Below are 12,626 nucleotides of genomic sequence, written 5' to 3'. Positions count from 1 at the left end.
TTCATCGCCTGAGATGAAGATAGGCGGGATCGAAGTCGCCCGCCACCTGAAGGGCTTCCCAGTCCGGGATGTGGAGCGTGCCGCCGTGCAGGGCGATCAACCCTTCGCTTCTCAGGTCCTGGACAACGCGGTTCACGTGAACGGTCGAGAGGCCCAGCGCGTCACCGAGTTCGCTCTGGGTTATGGGCAGTTCATAGCCGCTCTCGCCTGCAAGCCCGACCGCCTTCAGGCGCACTTGAAGCTCGCAGAGGAGGTGCGCGATGCGCTGATAGGCCGAGCGGCGCCCCAGGCCGATCATCCATTCGCGAAAGATGGCCGCGTCGATGAGGGTATCCCGCCAGAGGGCGCTGGTGAGACCTGGGTGCTGCTTCAAGAGATTGCGCAGGCTCTCGTGCGGGATGAGGGCGACGCTGCTCGTCACAAGCGTACTGATGCTGTGGTCCATCACGGTCAAATGGAGGCTCTGCAGGTCGGGAATGTCTCCGGGAATATAGAAACCCATGATCTGCCGCCTGCCGTCGGAGAGGCCCTTGTACCGGCAGACGAACCCGCTCAGGACAAGGCAGCATTCCGAGGGCCTGTCCCCGTCACGAACGATATCGCTGTCCGCCTCGAAGACCCTGATGACCATAGGCAGGTCAAGGATCGCCTGTCTCTCCTCCTCGGACAGGCGGACGATGCTGTCGAGCTTCCACAGCATAGGACTGATGTTGGCCTGTTTGTGCATGGCGAAGCTCATCATAGCACCTCCAGCCCTATCGGCAGAGTACGATAGTGCAGCCTCGAGCTGGCAATGGTCACCCGCGTCATGCCCACATCTAGGCATTTCCAGATTGTTAATGCGTGCGCGAAGCATTCTGTTGCGCCCCACGGGGAAATCTGCGTCGCGGCCTAGTTTCGAGGAACAGGCGCTCACCTGCCCCAACTGCAACGGCGTGCTGTCCAAGGTCCGGGGCGCCAAGCCGCTCCGGTTCCGCTGTCAGGTCGGACATGCCCGGACGGCCGATATCGTGGCGAAGGAGCAGGAAAACGCCGTGGACGAGGCCCTCAGGACGCCGGCCGTGATCAAGCTCTTCCATCTCGTCGAAACCGATGTCGGTCGGCCGATCGGGCACATCAAGTCGCGCATCCTGTATGGCGAGCTCCAGGACGATGCCCGCCGGGTGATCCGGTCCCTCGGCAGCGTCGACCGCGAGATCGATGCGAAGACGGCGCTTGAATTCTCACCCGGCGTTCGCTGCGTGATCGCGTTTACGCTCAACCAGCGATCCGCTCTGCTGGGGCGCGCCCAGCCGGCGGACCGGTCCGACGAGGACGACCAGCCCGAGGGGCGCCTTGCTCCCTTCTGAAGATTAGGCTTGACCGGAACCGCTCCCCTGTTCTCCATTTGGCCGTCGAGCGCCGCCGCAGGCCCACCATCCAGCCTTGAGGATCCGCATTGGACTGGGACAAGATCAGACTATTCTACGAAGTCGTCAGCGCCGGGAACTTCACCCGTGCCGGCGAGAAGCTCGGCGTCAACCAATCGTCCATCAGCCGCCAGATCAGCGCCCTCGAACACGAACTGAAGGTCCCGCTCTTCCACCGCCATCCTCGCGGCCTAGTGCTGACGGAGCATGGCGACGTGCTCTTCAGGGCCGCGCAGGACATCCGCCTGCGCCTGGAGGAAACGCGCCAGCGCCTGACCGAGACCAGCGAGCGGCCCGCGGGCGATCTCCGGGTCACGGCGACCGTGGGCATCGGCGGTATCTGGCTCGCCCGGCGCATCACCGAATTCATCGATCTCTATCCCGAGGTACGCATCCAGCTCATCCTCACGAACGACGAGCTCGATCTCGCAATGCGGGAGGCGGACATCGCGATCCGCCTGCGCCTGCCGGCCCAGCCCGACCTGATCCAGCGCCGCCTCTTCACCATCCAGTACCACGCCTACGCGGCCCATACGTATATCGAGCGCTGCGGGGAGCCAGAGACCATCGCGGATCTCGACGATCACTCCATCCTCTGTCTCGGCGGCGATCAGCCGTCCTTCATTCTCGACCTGCATCGCCTCACGACCCTGGGACGCAACCCCAGGGACCCTCGTCCGAGCCGGCTCGTCGTCAACGACAGCCTGGCATTGCGGCAGGCGATCGAGAACGGAGCCGGGATCGGCATGGCGCCGGACTACGCGATGAGCGCCAATCCGCGCGTCAAGCAGGTCCTGCGCGACGAGGAGATGCCGACCCTCGACAGTTATCTCGTCTATCCGGAGGAGATGCGCACCGTGGCGCGCGTTCAGGTCTTCCGCGACTTCCTCGTCTCCAAGGCGCAACGCTGGGACTTCTGAAACGAGGCCAGATGCTCTTTCTTCGGGCTGTCGCGTCGTTCTTCGTGGGAGACCGGATCCATTCACATGCTTCACCCGTTGAACAGCGCATCCTTCCGAGCAGGGCCGCACGACGGCCAACCTCATTTTCTCCACGATTCTTAGGCTACCTAACCTTTTCCCAGAAACCCTCAGGACATCATTCCAATGTCACGGTCCGTTCTCGCTGTTCTATCGATTGCCGTCGGCCTTCCGTTCCTGATCCTGCTCGCTCTCGTCTCGTCGACGGGGGTCAGCTCAAGCGTGTTCACGAGCGCCGTCGGCCTCGTGATCATGTCCGTGTTCCTGATGTTGGTGGTTTACGAGATCAAGCGGATCGTGGATCTGCCACCGGACGCGCATTGAAGATTTCGCGCTCTCTAAAAAGAGCATCGTGCGGTCCTGGAAGGCCGCACGATGCTTTTCGTTTTTACTTCTGCGCATGATACGCTGAGGTCGTCTCTCTCAGGAGAGATGATTCAAGCCGCGGCCCGCGACCGGTTCGGATGCTCTTCGGCCGTAGCATTCTCCAGAGCCATCAGCAGAACGCCGATGTCTTCGTTGAGAAGATTGATGGCATTGCGCGCGTATTCGCGAAAGTCCTGCCTGATGGCCTCGGCCTCGGCATCCCACAGGCAGTCCTCATACTCGGCATCGTAAAATGCGCGAGCAACCAGCTCTACTTGATAATCCATTGATGCCCCACTTCACCATTCAGGTGATCTTGTTTTCGCATTAGGCCCGCGGCGCGAATACGCACTTACATTTATTATTTCGCTGGTCCGCCGCAGGGACGTATTAGGCTTACCGTCCGCCTCGACTGATCCGCAACTCGCCACATGAGCTACCCCCAAAGAAGTAGGCCGCCTCTCGGCGGCCGCTCATGATAGGAAAAATCGCAAGATTCAGCCAAATGCGATCGCAAGGCCGGCACTTATTCTCACTCTCCCGCGGCCAGAGCCCGAACATTATCCTGTGCAAGATCGAAATGTCCGGTCGCCCAGATGGCGGCCTGGGTCCTGTTGGAAGCCTTCACCTTCCGCAGGATCGCCTTGATATGCACCTTTACCGTGGCCTCCGCCACACCAAGTTCGCGTGCGATCACCTTGTTGGAGGAGCCGCGTGTCAGGCAGCGGAGGATCTGAGCTTCCCGCTCCGACAGCTTGTCGAGAAGCGCCGGGTTGACCGGCGTGCCGGCACCGTCATGGGTAAGATGCGCCCGGCCCTGCCGGGCCTGTTCCAGAAGGGCCAACCCGATCGAAGCCGGGATGTAGGTTTCACCGAGAACGACGATTTCGAGAGCCTTGACCAGGGCGTGCCGATCCATGCTCGTCGGGCAGAACCCGTCCATGCCGGCGCTGCAGAGTTGAACGGCGGTGTCCGGATCCATCGTATCGGCCAGGACGACCACGCGCGAGAATGGATGCTGCGCCTTGAGCGTTTCCACCATGGCGGCGAGTTCCTCGTTCGACCGACTCTCGCAGACGAGGAAAAGCGCCGGCATCGTGTCGTCGAGCGCCGGCAGGTTCGACGGATCGTCGCACGACATATCCGTCAAGGCGAAGCGCGTTCCGGAAAGGATGTGGCTGATGCCGGTGCGAAGCAGGAGATTCTGACAGATCAGGACCGTGGCGACGTTCTGGAGCGGATCCTGCGCAACGGCAAGAATCCGCTCATTGTAGACAACATCGTGTCTCATGTGTGCGAGCCCCCATAGTTCAGCGGTATATCAAGCAGGATCCTGACACCGTTCGCATGCAACACGAGGCGGAAAGCCTTGGTCGAAAGGAGCCGGACCCTGGAAGCCGATCCATCACTGGACCGAGCGTGGCAACAACAATCCCTACAGGCATTAGTTCCTTGAGACTACGGCCCCCGAAGGGGTAACTCTTCGTCCTGGCAAAGGCCCGAAAGAGAGCCCTGCTCCATCCGACATGACACGCGGCCGCGCGCCGTGCCCCCTCCGTGGAGCACGAGAGACAGGTGTCGCCCATCACTTTTCATGCATTGATTTTCAATGCGCGGCTGAGTTCGCGAACGGACGGATCGCCGAGGCTGCATCCGGCCTGTTGCGAGGAAACATGCATCGACAATCGCCGAGTCGGCTCCTGCGAGAGCCAACAAACTCTGCCATCGATCGACGATCATTCCGGCTGGGCGTGATCTTCCAGAGCCTGGATGAGCTCCATGCACTTCGCGGCGACGACTGCCGACACCTTCGGATCACCGTGATAGTGCCGCATGGCGACGGCATTCGCCTGCTCGAACAGGTCGGTCAGGTTTCCGGAAATGAAGGGTCGTGAGCTTGGAAACTCGAAGGTCTTGGACTCGGAGCGGGATTTTGATTTCGATGGACGCTTCGGCTCGAACAGCGTCAGCACTTCGCACCGGTCGGCAATCTTCTTGAGATCCTTGAACGCGATGATCTCCGCCATGTCCTACTCCACGCAACGCATTGTGCCCCGCTTTATCCTCTTCCGACGCAAAGGTCATGGGGCCTGCATCGAAAACGAGCGGTTCTTGAAAAGCGTTCCAGAGAATAATCATCCGGCCGGAGAAAGTGACCGGTCTCTTCGGGGTTACGTCCGTATTGTGAGACGACTGATCTCGGAATTTCTGCCCATCGATGGCTGATGAGCGCAGGATTGCATGCTCACCCCGCTTCGTTGCCTGTCATCCCTCTCATGAACGGCTGGGCCCTCTTCCCATCGGGATCCCCGGCACGGGGCCGGTGATGACGTCGGAGGGCATCGTTCCCGCGGCGAAGTGACGGTGGAGTCCCATCCCCGATCACCGCTCCCATGAATGCCGAGGCCCTGCAGGCCGTCTTGCGCCGTCGACGCTCCAGGCGCCCGGTCCGGTGAAAACGAAGAGCAGGAACACGAAGCAGAAGAGCACCGCCGCATCGCCGCCGTTGAGCGCCGGATAGGGGCTCTTGGGAGCATGGAACATCCAATAGGCCACGGCCATCTCGCCGGCGAGCAGGAAGGCGACGGGCCGGGTGAACAGGCCGATCAGGATCAGGAACCCTCCGACGAGTTCCAGGATGGCGCCGATCCCGAACAGGGACAGGAGCGGCGGCGTGCCGCCGTCGGGAGGGGCCGGGAAGCCGAACAGCTTCTGCGTTCCGTGCTCCATGAAGACCAGGGCCGTGACGATCCTCAGGACGGCCAGGGCATGAGGCGACCAACGGTCGAGGGTAGCGAACATGCGAATGGAAACCTTCTGCTTGTGATCGGACCACCGAGGCAAGCTCGGGTCTCTGTCGACCGGGTTATAAGGCAGATGACACGGACGAACATCGTTTATCCCCGAGGCTCCTGCCCTTTATCTCGAGCCGAACCAGGATTGTTTCAAGATTACTGCTGCTCACGCTAAATTGAGGTTCCACATCCCGCGCATGAGACGATCCAACCTTGCCCGGAGAAGGATTCATGTCAGCTTCTCCTGACAGTCCGTATCATCCATCTTCCCCTCACCCTGGGAGGCTGGCTCGTGAAACTCTCCCCTCATCCTGAGGAGCAGCCGTCAGGCTTCGTCTCGAAGGAGGATCCAGAGAGCACGGGAGGCACCCTCGTCCTTCGAGACGGTCGCTACGCGACCTCCTCAGGATGACGGCTCAGGGAGGGCCGATGATGAGGCCGGACGGCGACGGAACGGAGGTCGGGATGGGTTTCAGGCGTCTCAGCATGGTCGGGGCTCTCATGGCGGCATCGCTCTGGCTGCCGGGCTCCGCCGCCAGGGCGGAAACGGACGTGGACGTTGCGCTTGTCCTCGCCGTGGATGTGTCCCGCTCCATGGATCCGGACGAGCAGGAGCTCCAGCGCCAGGGCTTCATCGACGCCTTCCGCTCGTCCCAGGTGCACGACGCCATCAAGAATGGCATGGTGGGCCGGATCATCGTGACCTATTTCGAATGGTCGGGCGTCGATTATCAGCACGTCATCGTGCCCTGGACCGTCATCGACGGTCCGGACGCTGCCGTGAAGTTCGCGGACACGCTGCACGACACTCCGATCGGCCGCCTGCGGCGGACATCGATCTCGGGCGCCATCGACTTCGGCGCGAAGCTTCTGGATCAGACCGGGGTCGAGCCCATCCGCCGCGTGATCGACATCTCGGGCGACGGGCCCAACAGCAGCGGGAGGGATGTCGTCGCAGCCCGCGACGAGGCCGTCGCGAAGGGCATCACCGTCAACGGGCTTCCCATCATGCTCAAGCGTCCGACCGGCTTCGGCGACATGGAGAACCTCGACCTCTACTACAAAGCCTGCGTGATCGGCGGAGAAGGCGCGTTCGTCGTCCCCGTACGGGAGCGTCATCAATTCGCCGACGCCATCCGCACGAAGATCATCCGCGAGATCGCATCGCTCCCAAGCTCATCGCTGATCCAGACTGTCCAGGCAAATCCTCCCATCACCTGCCAGGAAGGCGAGCGCGGGATGTATCGCTGGGACCGGAACTGACGCCGTAGATCGGGAACATCCACCACCACGTCATCACCGGCCTTGTGCCGGTGATCCCGATCGCAAGATCGCGGCGCTTAGAGCAATCGGGATGGCCGGGACGAGCCCGGCCATGACGTCGGAGGGCCGATAAACTCCATAAGGATGACAGCAGGTCTTCAGCCAAGCTCATTCCAGAGTGATGCCCGCCGTCCTGATCACCTTCTCCCACTTCGTGCCTTCCTCCTGCATGTAGGCGGCCATTTCGGCGGGGGAGCTCTGGAGCACGTCGATGCCGGCACCGATCAGCTTGTCGCGGATTTCCGCATTGCCGATGACCCGGCGATAGGCGTCGTTGAGCTTGGTGACGATCTCGGACGGCGTACCGGCCGGAGCGACGAAGCCCTGCCAGGCCCAGGCCTCGAAACCCGGTTGAACGGCCGCCACGGGCGGCACGCCCGGCAGCCCTGTGAATTCCTTGGGCGAAGCGACCGCGATCGCCTGGATCGGGCCGGAGAGCTGCGAGCGCGCGGTAGCGAAATCGATGAACATCATGTCCACCTGCCCGGCCACCAGATCCTGCACGGCGGGTGCGGCGCCCCGATACGGCACATGGGTGAGCTTGATCCCGGCGCCCTGGCCGAGCAGCTCGGTGGCGAGGTGGAACGGGCTGCCCAATCCCGGCGTCGCGTAATTGATCTTGCCGGGGTTCTTCTTCGCCTCGGCCACGAGTTCCTGGACCGATTTCACCGGCAGCTTGTTCGTGTTGACGAGAAGCACCAGGGCAAAGCGCCCGGTCAGGGAAATCGGCGTGAAGTCCTTGTACGGGTCGAAGGACAGCTTCCGGTAAAGGGTACGGTTCGTCGCGAAGGTCGCCGTGTCGCCCAGGAGCAGCGTATAGCCGTCGGGCTCCGCGCGCGCCACCGTATCGGCCCCGATATTGGTGCCGGCGCCGGGCTTGTTCTCGATGACGAATTGCTGGCCGAGCTGCTCGCCCATGGCGCCGAAGACGAGGCGGGCGAAGAAATCCGTTCCGCCGCCGGCCGCGTAGGGCACGATCACCCGCACGGGCCTCGTGGGGTAAGCGGATTGCGCGTAGACGGACCAAGGCGGCAGGGTCGCGGCGGCGGATCCGGCGGCCAGGGCCTTGAGGAGGGTGCGGCGGGTCGGATTCATGGCGTACTCCCGATTATCAGTCCCGTTATGGAATTCATATGCCCGGCGGGAGATAGCGTCGCCCTTTGCTGCCACCAAGCTCGACCTAAGTCGGGGCTGACCGCACGACCGGACCTGTTTTTTACCATTCCGCCTGAACATGACGGCACCGCCTGCATTCTCCTCTTGAACACGAAAAGCTTCGCCAAGACAGGAGACACCTCTATGGGCGTGAAAAAAGAAGAAGACGAACTGGTCGATGCCGGCTCGGAATATTCCTTCCCAGCCAGTGACCCGCCTTCGTACATGGGCGGATCGGCCGTTGCCGGTCCTCCCCCGCAGAAGGAGCCGGCGCGGGAGCCCGTGAACACGGCCGTGTCCGATCCGGAGGAGGTCAAGCCGGTCTGCGACACTCCGGAGGCTACCGATCCTGCCCAGGCAGGAAGGGCCCCCAACCAGCCATCCGGCGGCAAAAATCCTTAGACTCCTTCTCTTGCCCATCTCTGGCGTGGCCTATCACAAGGCCATGCCAGAGATTGCGGTAGAAGCTTCCAATCGATTGCCTGATCTTTCATCCTGCCTTCATCTTGGCAGTGGCATCTGCCATGAGCGACCCTAAAATGGTCCGTGATCCCCTCCGGGATCGGCGAAGGATTTCGAGAACTGGCCCCGGCAGGGCCGCCTCAAGGAAGTGATCTGCACCGATGGTGACCACCCGCATTCCGACGACACCGTTTTCCGACCAGCGTCCCGGCACGTCCGGCCTGCGCAAGAAGGTCACCGTCTTCCAGCAGCCCCGGTATGTGGAGAACTTCATCCAGTCGATCTTCGACACCGTCGAGAACAAGGACGGCTCGACCCTGGTCATCGGCGGCGACGGGCGCTTCTTCAACGAATCCGTCGTCCAGACCGCGATCAAGATGGCGGCCGCGAACGGCTTCGGCCGCGTCCTCGTCGGCCAGAAGGGCCTGCTGTCGACGCCGGCCGCCTCGTGCGTGATCCGCAAGCACAAGGCCATCGGCGGCCTCGTGCTCTCGGCCAGCCACAATCCGGGCGGGCCGGACGGCGATTTCGGCATCAAGTTCAACATGTCCCACGGTGGACCCGCACCGGAATCCTTCACGGAGGCCGTGTTCAAGCGCGCCAGCGCGATCACCGAATACAGCATTGTCGATACGCCCGACATCGACCTCGGCACGATCGGACATAGCAAGGTCGCCGCAATGACGGTGGAGGTGATCGATCCCGTCGCCGATTACGCCGAGCTGATGGAGCTGCTGATCGATTTCGACGCCATCACCGAGTTGTTCCGCTCCGGTTTCCGCATGCGCTTCGATGCGCTGAGCGCCATCACGGGACCCTATGCAAAAGCCATTCTCGAAGGCCGCCTCGGCGCCCCGGTGGGAACAGTGGTGAACGGCGAGCCGAAGCCCGATTTCGGCGGCCACCATCCCGATCCGAACCCGGTCCACGCCCATGACCTCATGGATCTGATGTACGGGCCCGACGCGCCCGATTTCGGCGCAGCCTCCGACGGCGACGGCGACCGCAACATGATCGTGGCGAAGGGCCTCTTCGTGACCCCGAGCGACAGCCTCGCCATCCTCACGAGCCATGCCCATCTGGCTCCCGGCTATGCCGGGGGCCTTGCCGGCGTGGCCCGCTCCATGCCGACGAGCCGCGCGGCCGACCGGGTGGCGGCGAAGCTCGGCATCAACTGCTTCGAGACGCCCACGGGCTGGAAGTTCTTCGCCAATCTTCTGGACGCGGGCCTCACCACCCTGTGCGGCGAGGAGAGCGCGGGCACGGGCTCGAACCATATCCGTGAGAAGGACGGCCTCTGGGCCGTGCTGCTCTGGCTCAACATCCTGGCCGTGACCCGGAAGCCGGCGGACCAGATCGTGCGCGAGCACTGGGCCACGTTCGGGCGTGACTACTACACGCGCCACGATTACGAGGAACTCGAGACCGCGCCGGCCAATGCGCTGATGGATGCCTTGAGGGCGAAGCTTCCCAGCCTGCCTGGCCAGCGCTTCGGCGACCTCACGGTCCAATCCTGCGACGACTTCGCCTATACGGATCCGGTCGACAAGTCCGTGACGCCCAAGCAGGGCATCCGCATTCTCTTCGCGGAGGATGCCCGCGCCGTGTTCCGCCTGTCGGGCACCGGCACGTCTGGCGCGACCCTGCGCGTCTATCTCGAGCGCTTCGTGCCGAATGCCGACCGGCACAATCTGGCGACGGCGGCTGTTCTCGCTCCCGTTGTTCAGGCGGCGAACGAAATCGCCGAGATCGCGACCCGCACGGGTCGCGACGAGCCCAGCGTCGTGACCTGAGATCTCTTAGTAGATTTCCCAAAGACCCGGCGTCGCCAGTTCCAGAAGGTGGCCGTCGGGATCCCGGAAATAGACGCTGGTCCCACCTCGGGACCATGTCGTCCTGCTCTCGATGGGGATATCTCGCTCCTGGAGTCGTTTTTCCCACGCGGCCAGCTCATCGGCTGAAACGGCGAAGCCGATATGCAGCGGTCCCTGCCCGTCATGGCCGGGGATCGTCCCGCCGGGCGTCGACATGTCCTCCCGCGACGCACCACGCAGGAAGAGCAGCAGCACGCTCTTCCCGCCCACATCCAAGGCGCACATGCGCTGGTTGCCGAACAGCATTCTCAGGCCAAGGTCCTCCTCATAGAAGGCTCGAGCGCGGGACAGGTCGTCGACATAGAGCGCGGTCTCGAGGACGGCATTCAGCGTGGGCATATCTGGCCTCGTACAAAGCTCGTTGCCTGCATTTTGTTCACGGACGCCTTGTCCATGTCCAGTTATCCTTGGAAACCGCAGATTTCAGAGCGGCGAAAAATTGGGCAACGATGCTGACCTTTTGGTCTTGAAACAGGCTTTCCGACCCCTTACTTCTTGCAGTGCAACACGGCGATTGGCGTCGCCGCGTTGCTGCCCTTCTTGGGCGTTTCCTCCCTAAACTTCGGGCCGTTGGCAACAACGGCCTTTTTTCTTGCCTGAAGCCTGGGGTTTGAAGCGCTTCAGAACCGGAACATCCCGGAATCCCGAAGGTTTCTCCTGCATCGGAGCCCGGGAGAGTAAGATGTCCACCCGTTCAGACAATCATCACGCCGACATTCCTCCGACACGGACCGTCGAGCCCATGGATGCGCCGCCCCTGACCAAGGGCTCGACGACCGCGCAGCTGAAGGGCGACATCGACAGCGGCCGCACGGGCGACAAGATCCGGGCCTTCGATCCCGGCCTCTCTCCGCTCGGCACCGACGACGAGGCGGCCGGCACTCCTCCGACCCCGGCGCAGGTCGATCGGGCCCGTCATCAGGAATCGTCCGCGCGCTGGAAGGAGGGCGCCGAGAAGGACAGCTACGCCCATCAGGATTCCCGCAAGGCGCTCTATGCCTTCGTCGGCTTCATCGGCCTCGTGCTCGTCCTGTTCGTGGGCGCCGTCTCGATCTTCTGATCGGCTGCTCTCTTTCTAGAAAGCGCATCGTTCTTCGCGCTAAAGCGGCGCCACGCTGTCCCGGATCACCAGCTCCGTCTCCAACCGAATCCGCTTGGGCGACGGCCGCCCCTGCAGAAGGTCGATCAGGGCCGATGCCGCGGTCTGCCCGAGTTCCCGCCGCGGCTGCCGGATCGTGGTCAGCGCCGGCTCGGCCACGGCGGCGAACTCGATATCGTCGAACCCCGCCACCGAAATATCCCTTGGGACGCTGAGGCCGGCGGAGAAGAGGGTGCGCATCAACCCGATGGCCATCTCGTCGCTGGTGCAGAACACGGCCGTGGGGCGGTTGGCGCGCGCCACGATGTCCTGCCCTGCTTTCACGCCTGTCTCGATGGTGTAGTCCCCCGGAATGACGAGGGCCCGATCGAACGGGAGATCGGAGGCCGCCAATCCGTCCTGGAAGCCCAGGAAGCGCTCTCGTTCGAGGACATTGCTTGCCGGGCCGCTCACATAGGCAATCTTGCGGTGGCCCAGGGAAGCCAGATGCCGGGTCATCCGGCAAGCCGCAGCGCGGTTGTCGATTTCGATCTGCGGAATGTCGGCACCGGGAATGCTTTCGCAGAGCGCCACGAGCGGGATCGTGATGCGGGCCGGATTCCCCTCCCCTGCGCGGGTCTGTCCGAACAGATGGCCGTTCAGAAGGATGGCGCCATCCACACGGCCCGCCGCCGTGAAGGCGGCGAAATGCGCCTCCTTCTCAGGCGAGCCATCGAGATCGCTGATGATCATGCCGTAACCCGCCTCAAAGAGGGTTTCCTCGATGCCGCGCAGGATCTTGGAGAAGAAGGTGTTCGCCAAATCAGGCAGAACGACCAGGACCATATAGGTCTTCTGGGAGCGCAAGGTGCGCGCGGCGGGATTGGGCACATAGCCGGTCTTGGCGATGGCCTCCAGAACCCGCGCTCGAGCCTCGGGCGAGACCCGCTCCGGGGTTGCAAGAGCCCGGCTGACCGTTGCGGTCGAGACATCGGCGAGCTTGGCGACATCCTGGATCCGCGCGGCGCGGACCGAAATGCCCTCATGCTCCGGCCTGTCCTTGTGCCCGATGTCGTCCATGGCTCCCCCTACCTTGGTTCTGTTTGACAGAACCCGGGGTTTCGGTAAAGTTTCATGTAATCGATTACATGGGGCCGTTGCCGTCCCCTGCGATAACCCTAGAT

At 62.8% G+C, this 12,626-nt stretch carries 14 protein-coding genes and 1 pseudogene; 7 read left to right on the top strand and 8 right to left on the bottom strand.

The features are described 5' to 3' along the window. Position 1 precedes the first annotated feature (1 nt). Positions 2-739, bottom strand: a complete 738-nt coding sequence (locus AB4097_RS07070) for a Crp/Fnr family transcriptional regulator (RefSeq protein ID WP_442037907.1) — start codon at positions 737-739, stop codon at positions 2-4. Between the two features lie 169 nt (positions 740-908). Between AB4097_RS07070 and AB4097_RS07065 the strand changes: the two are divergent. The 3 genes and pseudogenes from AB4097_RS07065 to AB4097_RS07055 all read left to right on the top strand — a co-directional run. Beyond that, a pseudogene (locus tag AB4097_RS07065) lies at positions 909-1,052 on the top strand (chemotaxis protein CheB); the annotation flags it as partial. Positions 1,053-1,438: 386 nt separating this feature from the next. Then, a complete protein-coding gene (locus AB4097_RS07060) occupies positions 1,439-2,329 on the top strand; it encodes a LysR family transcriptional regulator (protein WP_442037906.1) in 891 nt (296 codons plus the stop codon). A 186-nt stretch (positions 2,330-2,515) separates the two neighbouring features. Then, positions 2,516-2,713: a hypothetical protein gene (locus tag AB4097_RS07055; protein ID WP_442037905.1), complete on the top strand. Its 198-nt coding sequence runs from the start codon at positions 2,516-2,518 to the stop codon at positions 2,711-2,713. 113 nt (positions 2,714-2,826) lie between these two features. Here AB4097_RS07055 and AB4097_RS07050 read toward each other — a convergent pair whose 3' ends face one another. From AB4097_RS07050 to AB4097_RS07035, 4 genes are all read right to left on the bottom strand, one after another. Continuing rightward, a complete protein-coding gene (locus AB4097_RS07050; protein ID WP_442037904.1) occupies positions 2,827-3,042 on the bottom strand; it encodes a hypothetical protein in 216 nt (71 codons plus the stop codon). A 245-nt stretch (positions 3,043-3,287) separates the two neighbouring features. Continuing rightward, complete coding sequence (locus AB4097_RS07045; RefSeq protein ID WP_442037903.1) at positions 3,288-4,046, bottom strand: LuxR C-terminal-related transcriptional regulator; 759 nt, start codon at positions 4,044-4,046, stop codon at positions 3,288-3,290. Between the two features lie 445 nt (positions 4,047-4,491). Continuing rightward, positions 4,492-4,782: a hypothetical protein gene (locus AB4097_RS07040; RefSeq protein WP_442037902.1), complete on the bottom strand. Its 291-nt coding sequence runs from the start codon at positions 4,780-4,782 to the stop codon at positions 4,492-4,494. A gap of 355 nt (positions 4,783-5,137) precedes the next feature. Then, positions 5,138-5,557 carry a DoxX family protein gene (locus AB4097_RS07035; RefSeq protein ID WP_442037901.1) on the bottom strand — a complete coding sequence of 140 codons (420 nt, stop codon included), beginning with the start codon at positions 5,555-5,557 and terminating at the stop codon, positions 5,138-5,140. Between the two features lie 422 nt (positions 5,558-5,979). Between AB4097_RS07035 and AB4097_RS07030 the strand changes: the two genes are divergently transcribed. Next, positions 5,980-6,813, top strand: a complete 834-nt coding sequence (locus tag AB4097_RS07030; RefSeq protein WP_442037900.1) for a DUF1194 domain-containing protein — start codon at positions 5,980-5,982, stop codon at positions 6,811-6,813. A gap of 168 nt (positions 6,814-6,981) precedes the next feature. Here AB4097_RS07030 and AB4097_RS07025 read toward each other — a convergent pair whose 3' ends face one another. After that, the gene (locus AB4097_RS07025; RefSeq protein ID WP_442037899.1) at positions 6,982-7,968 is read right to left on the bottom strand and encodes a Bug family tripartite tricarboxylate transporter substrate binding protein; all 987 of its coding nucleotides are present in this window, start codon (positions 7,966-7,968) and stop codon (positions 6,982-6,984) included. A 27-nt stretch (positions 7,969-7,995) separates the two neighbouring features. Between AB4097_RS07025 and AB4097_RS07020 the strand changes: the two genes are divergently transcribed. Then, complete coding sequence (locus AB4097_RS07020) at positions 7,996-8,430, top strand: hypothetical protein (RefSeq protein ID WP_442037898.1); 435 nt, start codon at positions 7,996-7,998, stop codon at positions 8,428-8,430. 221 nt (positions 8,431-8,651) lie between these two features. After that, positions 8,652-10,283: an alpha-D-glucose phosphate-specific phosphoglucomutase gene (locus AB4097_RS07015; RefSeq protein WP_442037897.1), complete on the top strand. Its 1,632-nt coding sequence runs from the start codon at positions 8,652-8,654 to the stop codon at positions 10,281-10,283. 6 nt (positions 10,284-10,289) lie between these two features. Here the strand turns inward: AB4097_RS07015 and AB4097_RS07010 are convergent, their stop codons facing one another. Beyond that, on the bottom strand, positions 10,290-10,703 hold the full coding sequence (locus AB4097_RS07010; RefSeq protein ID WP_442037896.1) for a VOC family protein: 414 nt from the start codon (positions 10,701-10,703) through the stop codon (positions 10,290-10,292). Between the two features lie 403 nt (positions 10,704-11,106). On the opposite strand from AB4097_RS07010, the gene AB4097_RS07005 reads away from it, so the two are divergent. After that, positions 11,107-11,424 carry a hypothetical protein gene (locus tag AB4097_RS07005; RefSeq protein WP_442037945.1) on the top strand — a complete coding sequence of 106 codons (318 nt, stop codon included), beginning with the start codon at positions 11,107-11,109 and terminating at the stop codon, positions 11,422-11,424. Positions 11,425-11,463: 39 nt separating this feature from the next. Here AB4097_RS07005 and AB4097_RS07000 read toward each other — a convergent pair whose 3' ends face one another. Beyond that, a complete protein-coding gene (locus AB4097_RS07000; RefSeq protein WP_442037895.1) occupies positions 11,464-12,522 on the bottom strand; it encodes a LacI family DNA-binding transcriptional regulator in 1,059 nt (352 codons plus the stop codon). Between the last annotated feature and the right edge of the window lie 104 nt (positions 12,523-12,626).

This window comes from Microvirga sp. 2MCAF35 (genome assembly GCF_052115545.1).
In the GTDB taxonomy this organism is placed as follows: domain Bacteria; phylum Pseudomonadota; class Alphaproteobacteria; order Rhizobiales; family Beijerinckiaceae; genus Microvirga.
This window is presented reverse-complemented; position numbering and strand designations above follow the sequence as displayed.